12 protein-coding genes are annotated in these 18,323 nt (G+C 42.1%); 2 read left to right on the top strand and 10 right to left on the bottom strand.

What is annotated here, in order from left to right:
- Window positions 1–124: 124 nt before the first annotated feature.
- The 3 genes from RM049_RS35085 to RM049_RS35075 form a co-directional block, all read right to left on the bottom strand.
- Window positions 125–2,350, bottom strand: coding sequence for an NHLP family bacteriocin export ABC transporter peptidase/permease/ATPase subunit (locus tag RM049_RS35085; RefSeq protein ID WP_322707487.1), 2,226 nt, complete (start codon window positions 2,348–2,350; stop codon window positions 125–127).
- Window positions 2,316–2,687, bottom strand: coding sequence for a hypothetical protein (locus tag RM049_RS35080; protein WP_322707486.1), 372 nt, complete (start codon window positions 2,685–2,687; stop codon window positions 2,316–2,318). Before RM049_RS35080 ends, RM049_RS35085 begins: the two co-directional genes overlap by 35 nt.
- A gap of 101 nt (window positions 2,688–2,788) precedes the next feature.
- Complete coding sequence (locus RM049_RS35075) at window positions 2,789–4,228, bottom strand: NHLP bacteriocin system secretion protein (protein ID WP_322707485.1); 1,440 nt, start codon at window positions 4,226–4,228, stop codon at window positions 2,789–2,791.
- A gap of 533 nt (window positions 4,229–4,761) precedes the next feature.
- Here RM049_RS35075 and RM049_RS35070 point away from each other — a divergent pair.
- Complete coding sequence (locus tag RM049_RS35070; RefSeq protein ID WP_322707484.1) at window positions 4,762–5,541, top strand: DUF4198 domain-containing protein; 780 nt, start codon at window positions 4,762–4,764, stop codon at window positions 5,539–5,541.
- A gap of 205 nt (window positions 5,542–5,746) precedes the next feature.
- Here RM049_RS35070 and RM049_RS35065 read toward each other — a convergent pair whose 3' ends face one another.
- The 3 genes from RM049_RS35065 to RM049_RS35055 all read right to left on the bottom strand — a co-directional run bounded on the left by RM049_RS35065 (window position 5,747) and on the right by RM049_RS35055 (window position 11,066).
- Window positions 5,747–9,055 carry a type 2 lanthipeptide synthetase LanM family protein gene (locus RM049_RS35065; RefSeq protein ID WP_322707483.1) on the bottom strand — a complete coding sequence of 1,103 codons (3,309 nt, stop codon included), beginning with the start codon at window positions 9,053–9,055 and terminating at the stop codon, window positions 5,747–5,749.
- Between the two features lie 415 nt (window positions 9,056–9,470).
- Window positions 9,471–9,776, bottom strand: a complete 306-nt coding sequence (locus tag RM049_RS35060; RefSeq protein WP_322691637.1) for a Nif11-like leader peptide family RiPP precursor — start codon at window positions 9,774–9,776, stop codon at window positions 9,471–9,473.
- 672 nt (window positions 9,777–10,448) lie between these two features.
- Window positions 10,449–11,066 (bottom strand): hypothetical protein, encoded by a 618-nt coding sequence (locus tag RM049_RS35055; protein ID WP_322707482.1) that lies wholly within the window; start codon window positions 11,064–11,066, stop codon window positions 10,449–10,451.
- 156 nt (window positions 11,067–11,222) lie between these two features.
- Between RM049_RS35055 and RM049_RS35050 the strand changes: the two genes are divergently transcribed.
- A complete protein-coding gene (locus RM049_RS35050) occupies window positions 11,223–11,975 on the top strand; it encodes a TspO/MBR family protein (RefSeq protein WP_322707480.1) in 753 nt (250 codons plus the stop codon).
- 196 nt (window positions 11,976–12,171) lie between these two features.
- Here RM049_RS35050 and RM049_RS35045 read toward each other — a convergent pair whose 3' ends face one another.
- The 4 genes from RM049_RS35045 to RM049_RS35030 all read right to left on the bottom strand — a co-directional run.
- Window positions 12,172–13,146 carry an aromatic ring-hydroxylating dioxygenase subunit alpha gene (locus tag RM049_RS35045; protein ID WP_322707479.1) on the bottom strand — a complete coding sequence of 325 codons (975 nt, stop codon included), beginning with the start codon at window positions 13,144–13,146 and terminating at the stop codon, window positions 12,172–12,174.
- Between the two features lie 177 nt (window positions 13,147–13,323).
- On the bottom strand, window positions 13,324–14,679 hold the full coding sequence (rppB, locus tag RM049_RS35040) for a two-component system sensor histidine kinase RppB (protein WP_322707478.1): 1,356 nt from the start codon (window positions 14,677–14,679) through the stop codon (window positions 13,324–13,326).
- Window positions 14,680–14,792: 113 nt separating this feature from the next.
- Window positions 14,793–15,605 (bottom strand): two-component system response regulator RppA, encoded by an 813-nt coding sequence (gene rppA, locus RM049_RS35035; protein WP_322671411.1) that lies wholly within the window; start codon window positions 15,603–15,605, stop codon window positions 14,793–14,795.
- Window positions 15,606–15,840: 235 nt separating this feature from the next.
- Window positions 15,841–18,323 (bottom strand): COR domain-containing protein (locus tag RM049_RS35030; RefSeq protein ID WP_322707477.1); only part of this gene is annotated, 2,483 nt, incomplete at its 5' end.

The raw sequence follows: 18,323 nt of genomic DNA, 5'->3' as shown, positions 1-18,323 counted from the left end.
ATGTTGGGCAAAGGTTAAAGGTTAAAGGGTAAGAGAAAATTCCATACCTTTACCCTTTACCCCCGCCCCTTATCCCCAGAGGGGGCCCCACCTTCCCCTTTTCCCTACAATGCCAAGAAGTCCATTATGCTTCTGCTGCGTGAAGTAGGCGAACATAAGTTCCACCTTGCTGCCATAATTCCTCATGAGTGCCACGCTGCACGATTTTACCTTGCTCTAGCACAATAATTTCATGGCAATCGCGAATTGTGCTGAGGCGGTGGGCTACTACAATACACGAACAACCACGCTGTTGCAAGTTACGGTTAATAATCAACTCGGTTTCTGCATCCAAGGCGCTGGTTGCTTCATCTAATACTAAGATTGTGGGATTTCTCACCAAAGCGCGGGCAATTTCTAAACGCTGGCGTTGTCCACCACTAATATTCATACCGCCTTCAATTAACTCAAAGTCATATTTTCCAGGCATAGATGCGATCGCATCATGAATCGCTGCGTCTTGGCAAGCCTGCACCAAATCAACTTCAGGCACAGTTGAATCCCAAAGAGTGATGTTTTCTCGCACAGTCCCGGCAAATAAAAAGATATCTTGTTCAACCATTGCCAACCAGTTAGCCAAAACAGAACGCTTAATTTGCGATCGCTCTACACCATCAAAGCAGATTTCCCCATCCCAAGGTTGATACAGCCCGCAAATTAATTTAGCAACTGTCGATTTACCAGAACCACTTCCCCCCACAAGGGCTATTCTTTGCCCTGGCTTGACAGTCAAGCTCAAATTCTCAATCAACGGAGGTTCCACACGACTATAGCCAAAAGTGACATTCCGTAACTCAACATTACCCTGTAATTGCCAAAGAGATGAGAAAGTAATTTCTCCCCCTGCCTCCCCTGCCTCCCCTGCCTCCCCTGCTCTCCGCTTCCCCTCCACTTCCAAATCAACGGGGTTTTGCAATACATCATCAAGGCGGTTTAAATCAGCTTCTAAAGTTTGGAGTGTACTGCCGAAGTTAACGAGGCTATTGACTGGCTCTAAGAAACTCAGTATTAAACTTTGGTAGGCAACCAGCATCCCAATACTGAGATTGCCATTCATTACTTGTAAACCACCAACCAGCAAAATAGAAGCTGTGGCTAGGGCTGTCAAAATTGTGGGTAATGTGGTGAGAATTTGAGTTTGTAAACCTAATTGTTGTTGGGCGTTCAAAGCTTTAGCGTAATAACCTGCAAACCGAGCAAATAAATCTGACTCCAGCCCAGAAGCTTTGATGGTTTCTATGGTTTGGATGCCGCTAACCGTTACTCCACCCACCTTGCCATATTCCTGAGCTAGGCGCATATTTGCATCTACACGAGTTTGCGATAAAAATACAAGGGCGAGAATGTTGATTAAAGCAAAACCGACTGCGATCGCACTCAGCAATTGGTCATACTGAATCATAATCAGCAAGTAAAAGACCATCATCACCGCGTCAATCACTGTGGTTGCCAAAGGCCCTGAGAGTACCTCTGCCACCCGGTCATTTAGTTGTACACGGCTACTGATTTCCCCAGCAAACCGTTGGTCATAAAACCCAACAGGCAATCGCAGGATATGCCAGAGAAATAGTCCTGATGTGCTGACTGACAACTTAACCATTAATCGCCGCAGGTAGGTAAGCCGCAGTCTGGCAAGGAATGCCCGTAATAAAGTAGTTAACACCATTCCTAACAGCAAAGGTCGTAACCAATCTTGTCGGTCTTGGATTAAAATCTCATCGATAAATACCTGAGAAAAGGCTGGCACAGCTAACCGAGGCAGTGTTAGCAATAATCCAGCTAGCAAGCAAAATAAGATAGTAACTCGTGAGTTTTGTAAGCGGCTACTTAAGGCTGAGACAATGTGATTTTTTTTGCCTCCCTTCTGAAAGTCCGCTCCTGGTTCCATTGTCAGCACAACACCGGTGTACGCGCGATCGAACTCTTCCCAACTTACCGTTCTCCGACCATTGGCAGGATCGTTGAGGTAGACGCGTTTTTTGCTATATCCTTCTACCACGAGAAAATGGTTAAAATTCCAAAAGGCAATGTAGGGGAGGCGGGTAGCTGTCACCTTTTCCAGAGACAGTTTTAAACCTTTAGCATTGAGTCCATAGTTTTTGGCAGCTTTGAGGATATTAAAAGCTTTGCTGCCATCCCGCGAAACACCGCATTCTTCACGCAGTTTAGCCAGTGGCACAATCCGCCCGTAATAGCTCAGAATTATTCCCAAAGCAGCCGCACCACATTCGACTGCTTCCATTTGTAAAAGTGTAGAAGTGCGGACACGATTTGGTTTAAGTTTGGGAATTGGGGATTGGGAATTGGGCATTAGTATTAGAACTTGGAAGTTGAGCTTCTGAAGGTGGAAGTTGAGCTTCTGAAGGTGGAAGTTGAGCTTTTGAAGGTGAAAGTTGAGCTTCTGAGGGTGGAAGTTGAGCTTCTGAAGGTGGAAGTTGAGCTTCTGAAGGTGGAAGTTGAGCTTCTGAGGGTGGAAGTTGAGCCTCTGAGGGTGGAAGTTGAGCTTCTGAGGGTGGAAGTTGAGCTTCTGAGGGTGGAAGTTGAGCCTCTGAGGGTGAACGTTGAGCTTGTGAGGGTGAACTTTCAAGTTTTAACCCCAATGCCCAAATAAACGCGATGTGCAACTTATCCTTAGAACCCCTCTCCAAACCTCTCCCCCACAGGGAGAGAGGCTTTGATTCTTGCTCCCCTTCCCTTGTAGGGAAGGGGTTGGGGGTTAGGTCTGAAAGAAAGTTGCACACGGCGTAAATTAATAAATCCCAGTCCAAGAGCGTAACATCGGAATAATATAAGAAATCGGTGCTTTTTCTCCAACTTTTACTTGAACTGATGTAGTTGTGCCAGAGGATATTTTTAAGGCTGGGCCATCAGAAGATGACCATTTGTAGCCACTGACTGATGTAGGGTTTTCTTGGAGTTGGACAAAAGCTTGCACCTTGCCTTCACCTTTACCTGCAAGACTGGCGGCAATTTCTTTGTTACCAACGATCGCTGTAATATCTTGTGTAGTTACCGGAAATGAAGAAATATCTGCAACGGTTCCGATAATGCCACCTTCGCGCTCGCGTTTGGCAAAGCTGGGAGTTACCTGTACAGGCATCCCAGGCTTGATTTGCTTCCCATCTTTATTTGCAAAGTAAACAAGACTCATAAGTTTTGAATTTGGCTGTTCAGCCTCAATTGACCCCAAGCGACTACCCGGATTTATCATTTGTCCAGGGACAGTACTCAGTTCGAGAATGTGACCATTATATTTGCTAATAATTCTACTTTCTTGAGATAATTGCAGTTCTAATTGGGCAATTCGCCGCTTTACTTCCCGAATTTGATTGGTTTTATCAATTGATTGCTTTAAATCTTGTTCGCGTAATTTAGTATTTTGAGTATTAATATCTTTAATTTTGGTTTTAATTTCGTCAATTCTATTAAGATTTTCCAGATATTCTCTTTGCGTGGTGGTTTCTTGGATTTCGAGATCCTTGAGTTGCACGTCAATATCTGATAGTTTGCTTTGAGTATTAAAATATTCTTGTTCAGCTTGCACCAACATATCTTGGCTGATTACATGCTGCTCAAAAAGCTGACGACGGTTATCAACCCGCCCTTTAAGAGTTTTGAGTAAGTAATTAATTTGTTGTTTACGGGAATTAATGCTTTGGCGTTTTTGAGCGATCGCTCTCAGCGTCTGATCGCGTAACTTTGGCGCACTTTGCTCTCGGCGCAGATTATTTTCCAAATCCAGTTTTTGCTGCCCAAGGGTGATAATTTGTTGGTCAATCAGCAGCTTTTGTAGCCTGTCAGTCTCTTGATTTTGGGTTTGCAGTTGTTGCAACTTTATCTGCTCTTGCTGCAACTGCTGCTTTAGCGCTGATTGGTCGATAATACCCAGTACATCACCTTGTTTAATAATATCCCCCGCCTTGACCTTGAGAGTTAGTAATGGGCCAGAACTAGGTGCTTGAAATTCCACAACATGGTGCGGTTTAATCAATATACCTTGACCTGTGACGGTGAGAGGAATTCTACTAAACACACTCCAAACGCCAGCCACAGCAACTACAAAACTCAAAGTAGATAGAGTCAACCAAGCTTGAGGTTTGACCACATTTATCGCTTGATCCAGTTGTTCTGGTGAAGATAAGCGATCTAGGGCTTCTTGGCGAAAGATGTGGCTGTGTTTTAGTTGCATTGTTCTCCTTCTTGCTGACAGCACCCAGAACCTTAAGACTTCTAGACTTTTAAGATTAAAGTGCGATCGGGGAGAACTAGGGGAGAAATAGGGGAGGCGATCGCTTTTACTGCCTCAATTAGGGAGTATCCCACTTTTATTGCATATCATTGCGTTCGCCCCTGGCGTTCTCGTTGGCGCACTTGTACTGAGCGAAGCCGAAGTAGCCTCTCGTAAAGAAGGGTACGAAACGATTTTGAAGTTGGGTTTTGTTCTTCAATCCAACAAATGCCTACATTAATCAAAGTTTTTAAATAAGATTGCTATATCCTGTCATAGCTTTTTCATATACCCTATTTATGCTAAAAAGCCAATACCTTAAATTAAGTATTTATTTATAGCTAGATTTTGTATTTCAGCTAACAAAAAAAGTTTACTTATTATTAATAAATAAAAAGCTCCTATCTTTAATAATAAATATCCCTGGCGGGGGGATTGTAAGTTATTAAATATTATGGTTTTAATTATTTAACACCTGATTTAGGAACATTTATATGCTAATTAAAAGATGGAAAGAGTTGCTATTAGCAGTGGCAATATTACCTTTGTTTATCCAACCAGTTTCAGCACATATTATCTGGTTTGACTATGAAAATGGAGAATACAATCTCTTATTTGGTCATCCAGAAGATGGGCCAGAACCTTACGAGACATCTAAATTTAAGCAAGCTACAGCTTATGATTCTAATAGACAAATACTTCCGTTTGATATCAATCAGAAAAAAGACGGGCTATCTCTAACTTCTAATAGCGAAATCGCAGCATTAACTGGCTTTTTTGATAATGGCTATTATGTTAATGTAGGCGGTGAATATCGCAGTATTTCCGAACAAGAAATTGGAAAATATCAAGATGTAGGTCATTATCTGAAGTATACTAAAGCTCTTTTCGATTGGTCTGACACTCTGGCTCAACCATTCAACTTGCCTTTAGAAATCATCTCATTACAGAATCCTCTTGAAGTCAAACCAGGAGAAAACTTGAAAGTTCAAGTTCTTTATCAAGGAAAACAAATTCCAGATGTGACAGTAGAATATTTGGGCAAAAAGTTAACTGGCGACCAAGATGGTACTTATTTGGTTCCTATTGGTGATGAAGGATTACAACAAATAGAGGCTAGTTACACAGTTGCTTCAGCTACCAGCCCTAGTATTTCTTACGAAACTGGCTTTACAGCACAAAAAACTTCTGTACCCGATCCATCGGCATTACTTGGTCTTGGCGTAGTTGGATTGCTGGGATTATACAAAAAACGTTTTTCGCTTAAAGCTTAATTACGAATTAGTCTCAATGCCCTTGGGTTAAGCCAGAAAAATAAATTTGTGTAGGTTGGGTTGAGGAACGAAACCCAAAATTCTCGAACATTTGTTGGGTAACACTAAAGTTCAACCCAACCTACAATTATCTTTAACCCAAGCGTATTGGAATTAGTCTTACCTGTAAAGATACACTATTAACGTCTGTGAGCGAATAACAAGCTCAATCCCACAACAATATTGAAGGCAAGTTATTGTTAGCCAGACGCAGCAATTGATAACCAATTCCAGATATACCAGGTAAAAAGCCAGGATTAAATACAGAATTGGGTAAGTTGGGGAACAGTTGATAAGCTCCAGTTCGCTTGCCTCTAGCCACAACATTTGTTGCATTCTGGTGAGCAATTTGATGCCAATCAGGACGGGAACAGATTTTTGCACCGACTAACAGCACTTCCGCGCGACCGAAGTTGCCACAGCACAAGTGATCGATCGCTTGTAAGCCAAAATTCTGAGTAGTTTGGAGAGCAATTTCTATTTCTTGTTGAATTTCCGGCGTTTCCACGATTCTCAAACTGCCTAAGCGTCCCAAACCAATGCCGGCTGCACCATGACACCACTTATTTGCAAAGTCAGGTTGTCCTGGTTGTCCCATTCTGCGGAAGTCTGGCCAGTTGGCGGTGGACTGGCAAAAGACGCTACGCTCATACTCGATTCCTGCTAAACCTGCTTCTAAGTACTTGCCCTCTGAGGTGGCGGCATAAAGTCTGAGCAAGGCATAGGAGATACCTGCGGCTCCATGAGAGAAGCCAGTTAAGGGCTTGTCCCAATAAGTATGCCAAGCTTTGGGCGCACCATTGTGGCTAACTTGACGGTTGACTAAATGTTGTCCACAGGCGATCGCTTTTTCTAAAACGGTTGCTTCTCCTGTGGCTTGATGCAGAGACAATAACCCTAAAATTGCCCCAGCTGCTCCGCTCATAATATCCAAGTGTTCGTCGGCAGCAATTAGTTCTGGTGTCATCAAATCGGCTAATACTTGAGCCTCTGGCAACAGTGTTGCATCGTTGAGAAATTGACTAATTCTCACCAGGCTATAGATCATCGATCCTAAACCTGTTGCACCCCCAACACCCATGAAACGAGCCATGCGTTCCCAAGTTTCGCGATCGATGGTGTGGATTTGGCGACGCAGAGATTGCACTGTCCTCAATGCTAAATCACGGTAACGGGAATCACCAGTTACTTGACTCAGTGCCGCTAAAAACAAGGCAACTCCAGAGCGTCCGTCACAAAGAGAATTGTTTAATACTTGCAGTTGATATCGTTCGGCGCGAGGCACAAAGTCTAAGCCAATCCAGTTAACGCTGCCATCAGGGTCAGAAATGGCTCTAGTTTCAAGTTGAGTGGCGATTTCCTTGGCTTCGGCAATCAATTCTTCCGAATTCAGCAACGGTAACGATTCCCCTTGCCATTGTCCACCTTGGCGGCTGGAAGTGGTTGCAATCTTGGCATCGAAGGAGCCTTGAATAATCGCTACTTGTCGAGCTAAGTCGGTTTCATCCAGAGATTGTAACTGGTTGAGCAGGTCTTGGTAACTGGATTGCTTGAAGTAGTTGGGAATGGAAAAAGAACCGTTTAAACTCAGTTCATCAACCACCGCGCTAGCCGTGAAGAAGGGAATATCCAATTGTTCCATCGCTCGGAGTTCCGCGCTCAAAACAGGAAAGGCGTTCGGTTTATTTTGAGCAACTAGAAAAGCACGACTGAGAACATCGAGTTGAATACTGTAATCTACGCCGTGTTTGAGGTAATCGGGTGCTAAAGCTTTTTGAAGGATGATGCCATAAATGCGGGTGTTGCGGAAGATAAAGCGCACCTGCTGATTTTGCATAGCAGATAGCAAACTTTGGCTTGAAATTAAGAAATCTTTATGCGCCATCAAAAAGCGATACATCTGCTCAAACCCACTGGTGATTTGCAGTTGATAATCGTTTGGAGAGAGAGCAGTTTCACCCAAGAACGGCACATTTTTCCCAATTGGCAAGGTTACAGGCTCAGATAACAGGTGCATATTATCTGTATTAATGTTCTGCCAACGTGGGACTTTACGGGGAGATAGTCGGGGGTCTGTGCTGCCTAGTCCGCTAATATCATAAGCGACACTGCGATCGCCACTAAAATCCCAACGCGGTAAAAGTCCGGTGCGGAGTACGGAATCCCAAAATTGTTGTGTGGCGGTTGTTTCTAAATCTTGGGTAAGTGGTGAGTCTTCAATGAGATTCGGTTCATGGTGCAGCAGCGTTTCCATGTCAATCAGCACCAGATGTTCGCCATTGGCAATTAAGTTTTCGTAATGGCAATCTGTAGCTCTGAGGGCATAAAGCACACACAACAACATCCCAGAACGCTGATAAAATCGTTTCGCAGCTGCTTCATCGACACAAGGCAACTGTTCAACATGTTCTACCCAACCGTAACCGTTGCGTTCTAGCACCTGAATGACTTTAAAATCTAAAAGATTGCTGTGTTGATTGCACCAATCTAAAAATTGATTAAAGACAATCTCTAGTCCTAAATCTTTGGGTTTATAAACAAGTTTCAGTCCAGACTCAAAGGTGAGCAAAATCACCGTTCGTCCGCGCTTATGCGGGTCGGAAAGAGAGGCTTGAATTTCGGTAACTTTGTTTTGAGAAAATGGGGCGATCGCTTCATCAAAAGTTCGTTGAATATCTGTCCTATCTGCAACTAAACGTTCAAGAAATTCAGCTGTGAACTCAACCCAAAAATTGACTGCTGTTGCTACTAACCGACCGAGAACTGGATACTTCTGGAAGAACGTCAACAATCCATCTTCTAGGAGTTGATTGACGAACTTGGTGTAGTGAATGTTATTATTTTCTGTCTCCAGCCCTAGTAAGCCGAGCAAGCTTTGACCAAAGGGACGCACCTGAGAAAATTCAAAATCTAATGTCTTGGTGCAAAGTCCTGCTAATCGTTGCAGTAGACCACGTTCCAAAGAGGTGTAAGCAGCTTGGGAAAGAATCGATAAGGGAAGAGACTCTTGGGTGAATTGACTGCCGTAGCGAGTCAGTAATTGCTGTCTGGCCACCAAGATAGCAGGCAAAAGGATATCTTCAAAGGCGATCGGATTTTGTGAATCGATTGGTAGAAATACTTCGGTTGCAGAATTGAATCCTGTAGCGGTTTGGATGATTTGCTGCAAGGTTTCTGCCCACTCAGGCAAAGGTCGATCGCCAAGCAACTCGATGGTTCCCAATTTGGAACTAACAGTATCGAGGTCTAGCCCTTCCCACTGTAAGCGTTTGTGCAATGTATCCAATTTACCTTCTGCTGCAACTTCGCACCAGCGATCGCGCCGACGGTTAATTTCTTGTTCGTTGACTCGATCGCCATTAATTGCAAATCTGCTTTCATCAAGCCGTTCCCAGATAAAGCTAGCATTGGTTGCGATCGCCCTTAATTCGTCTGATGTTTTCTGTGGGGATAAGCAAACAACTTGTTGAACCATAGCTGGATTTCTCATAGTGGGAAGTATTAATCGTTAAAAAGACAAAAAATTAGTTTCAAATTTATTAATTAGAAATATGAAAAAAATAGACCTCTTGCAAAAGTTTCCTAACACTCCACCCCCAGCCCCTCCTCGTACGCAAGCAGGGAAGACTTTGATGTAAGTTAAAGACGGGGTAAGGTTCTTTTTTTGATTTCTGCAAGAAATCTAATGAAATTCCCTCTTTCCCTTGATTAAAAAAGCAAAGAGGGAATCTGTTATGCAGCATCTCTTTCTGCATTGAACCTCAGTATCAAGTATGGAAGTTATCCAAATTAAAATATTGGAGATGTTGGATCTAAAAAGCTCTTTTAGAAAAACAACCTGACCTGTGGTGGTTACAATGCCAAAGAGAAACAGAAGCTACATACTGTTTTTAACAGCAGCCCGCGTGTCCGCCACCACAGCTAGCTGTATGACATAGCTTGGCTGCACTATCAGCCATCATTCCACCACTAACACTAAGTAATTCTTCTTCACTCAGTTCGTTGGAATCCACAAATGTTAGTTCTGCCAACATTTGAGAAATAGTTTCAACTGTGAAGTTATAACCTTTCTCTGCACTTGCGATCGCTATCACTTTGATAGCTTCTGCTTGGTTAGCTGCTGCTTTTACTTGCTGTTGTAATTGTACGTTTTGCAGCAATTCTTTAATTTGGTGTAGCATAGGTTTGTTCTCCATTTTTATTGACTTATTTATACGGCAGAGATTGCGCGCTTGTTTGGGGCGGTGTTCTCTGCTTTTCTGATTTGAATTTAGAAATAAATAGGGGAGAACTAGGGGAAATAATTACAATTGCGAAAAAATTTTTCAGCACAGATTAATTCGGGAATGACATCGATATCCATCGAAATGCGCGATGTATTTCTGCTTTACAATTGATTGTCTAGAGTTTTACTGTAGATCCTCCCGTTTGGAGTCAATGAATGCATCCCTTGCTCTAGTAGTCTGGCAACCCAAAAATGCGCTTGTGGAGGTTGGGTAAAGGGTAAAGGGACTCATGGTAAGGGGTAAAAAACATGAGTCCCTTTCCCCCTGCCCCTTATCCCCAGAGCAAGGCTGATTCATTCCCCAAAGAGCTTTAAAAATAAGGGTTCTAGCGATTAAAAATTAGTTATTTTGTTACTGGCGTACCGATTAAACCAACTATTTTACTGATATTTCAGTGCTTAAATGTTCATCTTTTCGTCACGCTTACTTAGAATTTTCTTGCTAACCATCTTGACAAATCCTGTTTGAAATGGAATGAATCAGGCCTGCTTGCCCACTGGCTCGTGGACAGCAACATCGCAGAAACCGCCATTGACAAAAAGGGCGATCGCGAATTTAGTGCGAGTACTTATAAATAAGCTACTAACTACAATAAGCCAGACTGCTTAATCCAGGAGTATTTACTAAGTCAGTGTTGACTATCCAACCATTACCAGATAATTCTCCAGGGAAACTTCTGGAAAGGTCGATTTCTACCCAAATATAATTTTCAGATTTGTATGACTTAACTATATTACCTGTAACCAAGTTCACATACACAACTGTATTTGGCGAAAGTGTTGTAATAAAAGGTTCTCTTGTACTTGGTTGGCGACGTATAGTTTCCCGTCGTACAATTTGCCGACATACACTGCCAATAGTAGGTTTACTCGATATATTTTGAGTGTTGTTATTCGGCTGACAAAATTTCAGTACAGCAGTTTGAATAAACCCTGAAGTCGGAGCTTTAATTCTGACAAATCTATCTCCACTAACTGGTATATATGCTAAAGTAATCTTTGTTTTTGCCGACAATATTCTGATAGCATGGGATGATGTTGAAGGTTCTTTGAAAACTGGAGTACTTACTTTAGTTGCACGACAACTTGACTGTGCAGAATTAAAGGGGGGCTGTGTGATTTGAGCAAGTACAGGTACACTCAGAGCAAACGTAGCAATATTTACTAGAGTAAAAATATACAAGAACTTCTGAAATTCCACGCTTTTTCCTCAACACCACTTACGAAAAACTGTACATTAGATTCGGAACTTCTAAACTCTGATATTAAAAGAGCTTAACCAAATTATTTTTAACTATTAGAATATCATATAATGACTTATTACTACTAATTACCAACTACGCGCCATTTCTTCATTATGAATAAATCCAAGAATAGTGGAATAGTTGAACAGTTTGTGAATACAGTAATGGGAGTAAAACCTGGGAATAAACCACAGTCTCTAAACACATCAATAGCTACTACACAAGAACTAGATATCAAGGCAGTTTTAGTTTATACACTAGGGACTATCTTACAAATATTAGTTATGATTATCGTGTTGTTGGGAATGGAAAAATTAGTAATGTTCATTGATAATTCTTCTTTTCCCAGTTGGTTTAGCACTTTATTGGCTGGATTATTTTTTGCTCTATTAAGTATCCGTTCTCGAATTTTTTCTCTTTTAGATAATACCCGTTCTCGTCAGACCTATGATCAGGTAATCAGACCAAGATGGTCGCCTCCACCTTTAGCATTTCCCATAGTTTGGATGATAATTGCTGTTTTGCGGGTAATTTCTTCTGTATTGATTTGGCAGCAAATGAATCACCAGTTTTTAGTATTGCCTTTAATTTTGTTTGTGGTACATCTGGCTTTAGGAGATACTTGGAATACGATTTTTACTGTCGAACGGAGATTAGGTGCTGCTGTACCTGTAGTTATTTTAGGCCCTTGGTTATCTGCTGTAGTGGTGACGACAATTTATTGGCAAACTAATTCTATAGCAGGAGTGACTTTATCATTTTCTTGTGTGTGGTTAACTGTAGCTGCTGTTTTGGTATTTAGAATTTGGCAATTAAATGGATCTGAGCCATTGTATCCTTTAAAACTAACATCTGTGGAGCGATAAATATTTAAAATTAACCTTGAAATGAAAGCTAGCAAAAATATAACTTGACTTTGGAGTACCGCATTCAACATACATAAAAAACGGTAGAGCAATTAACAATCTACCGTTTTTTAAACTTTTTCAGGGGGTTAGCTTCTAAACCAATATTATCTAAATATTTTTTCTTAATCATAGATAATGACAAGCATCGCAAGTTCTAAATAGTGCCGAAAGTAACACCCTGTTGTTTGAGCCACTTTCGGTATGCTATGGAATAGCGATCGCTCGGTAAATGTACTTCTGCTTGCAAATCTAAAGGTAAGCGTCGGGGTTGCTGGGACTCGACAATGGCGATATCTTGACTAGCAACTTGATTTTGAATATCTAGATACACTTCCACTTTTAGGTCGCGGACACTGTTTACCATTAACCAATATTGCACCACGCACTCATCTTCATCGACTGGTGTAATTGTATAGAAGATATTTAAACGACGATCTCCAGGCCCAAGTTTAAAGTATGCCACTAGCGGACGGAAAATGCGGTAATCGTAAGTGTTGAAAATCAGTGGTGCTGACAGAGGATTACCGGAATTAAAATCTAGTTCCCATAAACCACATTTGAAACTAATTCCATCTGGAAGAGACTCTAATTCATAGTGCGTCAACTCAGGATGACTGGCGTGAGCAAATAATCCCGAATGCAAAATTGGGAAGTGTGCCGGATCGATGAAATTTTCCAGTACCCGCAAAGGGCTAGAGTGATAGTAGTAAGGGCCACAGAAAATCTTTTGATAGACCGGATCGTACCACTCAGAAAACGGAGCTATATCTTGTTTTGGTGTCCCTAAACAAACCCAGAGCAGATCGTAACGCTCTTGAATTTGGTAAGTTTTAACACAAGCTTGAGCGGGGGGCGATTGTTCGGGATTAGCCGGAACTAGTACACATTTTCCCTCGCTATTAAAGGCTAAACCGTGGTAAGGACAAACAAGAGTCTCTTTATTAACATATCCTAGAGAAAGACGAGCGCCACGATGAGGGCAAAGGTCTTGCCAAGCTAAAACTTTGTCACCATTATGCCAAAGCACTAGATTTTCGCCTAATAAGCGCTTGTGCAGGACTGTTCCAGGTTGGAAGTCTTGCGATCGCGCTATTACATGCCAATCATTCAGCAAAATCTGGTCTTGCACTATGAGTATCGATACCCGTCAGGTCAAATTACCTATATCTTAATCATCCTGTGGAAAAACTATCAAAGCACTTTTAGGATTTGTTAACAGATAAAGGTGCGATCTCCATGTATGCAAAAACTCAAAGTTGCACCTTGCGATCGCAGATTTGCAAATAGCCACATTTATTTCCAGAAATCACGGTGAAAGAGGAAGTCGAACGGTAAATGTACTACCTAGCCCAGGTTGACTTTGAACGTGAATATTACCTTTGTGTGCTTGGGCGATCGCGATTGCTATGGCTAATCCCAATCCCGAACCGCCAGAGGTGCGAGAGCGTAGGCACAGTCCACCGTAGGCATCGCGATCTACTCGGTAGAAGCGATCGAAAATTCGCTGTTGATGTTCTGGGGCAATACCAATTCCTGTATCTTGAACTTTAATTATGGTGTAAAGCTCACTTTTTTCCCAAAAAACCGTGACTTTTCCACCGCTAGATGTCGCTTGAATTGCATTGACAATTAAGTTAGAAATTAAGCGATAAAGCTGATCTTCATTTCCCATCACATATAATTTTTCTGAGACTTGCACCTGCTTAGAGAGATTGACCTGAGTCTCTACCGCCAAAAATGCTAATTCCTCAATTAAATCGCTAATGATATCATTCAAACAGCAAGGCTGATATTCTCCTGTTAGTTGTTTTTGATCTATCCTCGTTAATAACAGCAAATCTCCAACTAATTGTGATAAGCGCCGATTTTGGCGTTTGAGTACATCTAAAATTCCTCCATTGCCTTTTGGTTCTTGCTGTAACTTGATAGCAGCTTCAATAGTAGAATACATTGCTGCTAAAGGTGTGCGAAACTCATGGGCAGCATCAGCAGTAAATTGTTGCATTTGTTGGTAAGAAAGATATACAGGTTGCATTGCCCTTCCTGCCAACCACCAACTAGACAAACCAACGAAAATCATGGAAATTGGCAATCCCAATACCAAAGTTAATCTTAAATAAGTAAGATGTTGGTCTAAATCAGTGATGCTACGCGCTACTTGTAGATAACCCGAAACCTGGTTTTGAGTATACAAAGGTAAAGTGATTTCGCGGTATCGAGTGCCAGAGTAATCTGTTAATATCTGCCAATTATGTAATGTTGAGGCAATCGGTAACTTGTCAAATTCCATACCTCCACTGGCAAAAAGTTTTCCTGAGCGATCCAATAAACGGATATAGTAATTAACTGGATTTGCTGCTTCTGCGATCGATTTTTTAATGGATGTTGTTTTAGGCAAACAATTAGTCTGAGCCACACATAATTCTAAAGAAAATTCTTTAGTAAGGCGTTGTAATTGTCCGGGTTGTTGCCAAGCCGGTTCAATACTTTTTCGGAGTGCGTTTGCAACTGATTGCAATCCCTGGTCGATGGTTTCATAGTAGGTATGGGCAACCACACTATAAACTCCCAAACTAGATAGCCCTAAAATACCGCCCATGACAAGGGTATACCAAGCCGCAAGCCGCAACCGAGTTTGATGGAAAATGGGATTGCGTTCCATATTTTTAAACCCTTGCTGAAAGTATTGCTGTCAAGCTAGCAAAAATCAGCAGCATGAATAGATCCCCCGATATATTGGCTACGGTGTACACACAAACCCTGGATTTACCCCCCTTAGTCCCCCCTTATAAAGGGGGGAAATAAGAAATCTTGCTCCCTCCCCTTTACAAGGGGAGGGTTGGGGTGGGGTGATTCAAAGATTTCTGCAAGAGGTTTAATGTTTAGGCGATAACCCACACCATAAATAGTTTCAATTAAAGATTCGCTGTCTTCTTCTCCTAATTTGCGTCTCAATAAGCGAATTTGTGCTGCTACGACATTGCTAACTGGTTCTGCACCAATTTCCCAAAGTTGATTGATAATTTGGTCGCGGCTGATAATTTGGTTAGGATGCCTGATAAAATATTCCAATAATTGAAATTCCTTGGTAGTTAATGAAAACACTTGCTTTTCTCCGTGAACATACTCACGAATAACTTGATGAGTGCTGTAATTGAGCGTCAGACAACCTACTTGTAAGCGTCGGGGTTGGACTTGAGGTGTCAGCGTTGCTCCAACGTAAGAGGCTCGCCGTTGTAATGCTCGCAATCTTGCCAACAGTTCTGCCATATCAAAGGGTTTAACTAAATAATCATCCGCACCGCTATCTAGACCAATAATCTTTTCTTCCATCCGGTCTTTAGCTGTTAGCATTAATATCGGTAGAGTTAATTGGCGATCGCGCAACCATTTACACAACTCTATCCCCGAAACTCCAGGCAGCATCCAATCAAAAATCGCCAGGGTATACTCAGTCCAGCCAGTTTCTAGATATTGCCATGCCTGATTACCATCTAGAAACCAGTCAACTATATATGCCTCATGGCTCAGGACTTGTTTGATTGCTGCACCTAAATCTGCTTCATCTTCAACTAATATAAGCCGCATAGTCAACCCATTGCTAAGAGGTTGTTTGAAAAATAGTTGGCTGTAATTTTAATTAGATTATTACCCCCCTTAATCCCCCCTTGCAAAGGGGGGAAACAAGAAAAATCTAGTTCCCTCCCCTTTACAAGGGGAGGGTTAGGGTGGGGTAAAGGATGTACTTCATTTAGATGCAAAATGCTGTATGCCATCATTATTAATTTAGAATAGGTTGCATCGCCCCTGGAGTTAGAAAAGTCTATTTACCAGAAGGAAGCTTGAGTTCGATATTTAATTTGTTTCCTATTTCCATAACATTATTTGCAAAGTCTGTCATACCTGCGATCGCGCCAGCAGCTACACTAGCAGCAGTCAGTAAAGCTATTAGACGCTTTTTGAGTTTGGGTACATTGCGTTCTTTTTCTGGCTTTTGAATTTCTGCTTCTACATCATCAATATCAATGATGATGTCATCGCGGGTTTCTGGTGGGAATTGGGCAGCAGTTTGGCGCAGGTTGCCGATTAGTTGCAGAATTTCGCTGATGTTTGCGCCGCTTGTTTGGTTGAAGTTAGAGGCTTGCTGACTGGCGTTGTTTTTGACTTCGTTGGCAAGGTTGCCGATGTTTGCGCCTTGAAGGTTGTTTGTGAATTGAGGATTTTCTGACACAGCATTTGCCTCGGCTTTATTATTATTATTAATTTTAATTTCTCTGCTTACAGCTAGTTTAGCAATATCTCGCATATCTTCGTATGCAGTCCTATCATCTAAATCATTATCTCTTTTTTGTGATTTTCGACGCGATTCTAATGATTCATAGCCATCTAAAAGTTGACGCAAATCGAGTCTTAATTTTAGTTTGCCGATGGTGATTGTGCTTTCACCCATTGATTCGAGTCCGAGGAGTTCTTGATAATCGAGGGGCGGGTGGTTGGGATGGTTGGGGACGGGAACCCATTCGGTGATTTCGAGATTGGGGAGACTTTTGTGGATTTTTTGGAAGACATCGCGGAGGATGCCGAGAAATAAGCGGCGGGTTTCTTTGCGTTTGCTAATGGTAATGAAGATTTTTTTGTCTTCGGGATCGGCTTTAATCCGAGCGATGTTGTAGATTTCGTTGTTTTCTTGATATTGCAGCATTACGCCACTACGCCAATAGATTTGGTTATGGATTTTTTCGTGGGTAATGACGATGAAGCGGGAGATGATGCTTTCGGGGAGAACTTTGTAATGGTATTGAAATTCCAGGGTTTCGCCGTGGAGTTCTGTTTCGTCTGGTTGGTCTTTAGGCAAAAGTCCCGCAATCAGAAATTGTGGTGGGTGACATTCTAGTGCAAAGCAAAGCTCAAATTCTTTCATCAGCCCGATTAAATAACGGTGACGCTCGGTGGGATATCGCTCTGGATTGAGGATGCGGGTGAGATCGGCGGGGGTGAAAATGCCTTTGATTTTAGTTTTGAGGTTTTCATCGCTCAAGAGCGCGTAAATGCCTTCTGTCACCCAGTTGGGTTTGAGGACATTGGTATCTTTGAGGATGGGATGATCGCGGAAGTTGAGAACTAAGCCGAGTCGATGCAGCAAGTCGATTAGTTGATCTTGGTTTTGTTCTTCGGGAATATTGTTTTTGTAGCAGATGCCGATATAGCTACTGTAGGTGATATAGTCTTCAGTCATGGATTCGAGTTCTTGTTTAACCTCAAACCATGTCAGGGGTAGAAGGTCGTAGACTTCTTTGAGGTTGGCGATTTGCTGCAAAATTGCGGTGCGAAGGTCATCAATGCCGATATTGTCTTGGCAAGAGGTTTCGATAATCGCTTGGATGTTGGGATATTTTTCGCGTAATGCTTTGCGGTTGATGTCGAGGGGTTGTTCGTCTTTTTTGTTGCCAACGATAATCACGGGTGACTGTCCGCCGAAGCTTTCGATTAGTTTCAGCCAATATTCGATGCGGTTTTCTTCTTCGCTGGTGCGACAATTACAAACGAGGAGATAGAGGCTGCGCTTAGTCAGAAAAAACTGATGGGTGGCATGATAAATTTCCTGTCCGCCAAAGTCCCAAACATTCAAGCGGATGTCTTTGCTATTTACCTGCACGTTCCAAGTTTCCACATTGAGTCCGTCGGTTTGGGGTTGATTTTGATCGTATTTATCGCGGATTAGTCGCTCGATCAGGGATGTTTTGCCGACGCTGCCTTGTCCGATGAGTAAGAGTTTGGCTTCGTGTAATGGTCGAGTTTCACTTGCGCTAATTTGCCTCAAGTAATTCAAAATCTCTTTTGCATCTTTTGAATTAAGAATTTCTAATGGAATATTGGTAATTGAATTTTTATTAAGGTCAAGTACCCTCAGATTGGTTAAATTAGCGATCGCCTCTGGAATCTGGGTTATTTTGTTGTAACTGAGGTCAAGCTGCGTCAGATTGGTTAAATTAGCGATCGCCTTTGGAATCTGGGTTATTTTGTTGTCACTGAGGTGAAGCTGCGTCAGATTGGTTAAATTAGCGATCGCCTTTGCAATATGGGCTATTTTGTTGCCACTGAGGTGAAGCTGCGTCAGATTGGTTAAATTAGCGATCGCCTTTGCAATATGGGTTATTTTGTTGTAACTGAGGTCAAGCTCCGTCAGATTGGTTAAATTAGCGATCGCCTCTGGAATCTGGGTTATTTGGTTGTTATAGAGGTGAAGCTCGGTCAGATTGGTTAAATTAGCGATCGCCTCTGGAATCTGGGTTATTTGGTTGTTAT

Source organism: Nostoc sp. DedQUE04 (assembly GCF_034530995.1).
Classification (GTDB): Bacteria; Cyanobacteriota; Cyanobacteriia; order Cyanobacteriales; family Nostocaceae; genus Nostoc.
The sequence above is the reverse complement of the archived record's forward strand: the minus strand, read 5'-3'. Positions and strand labels throughout refer to the sequence as shown.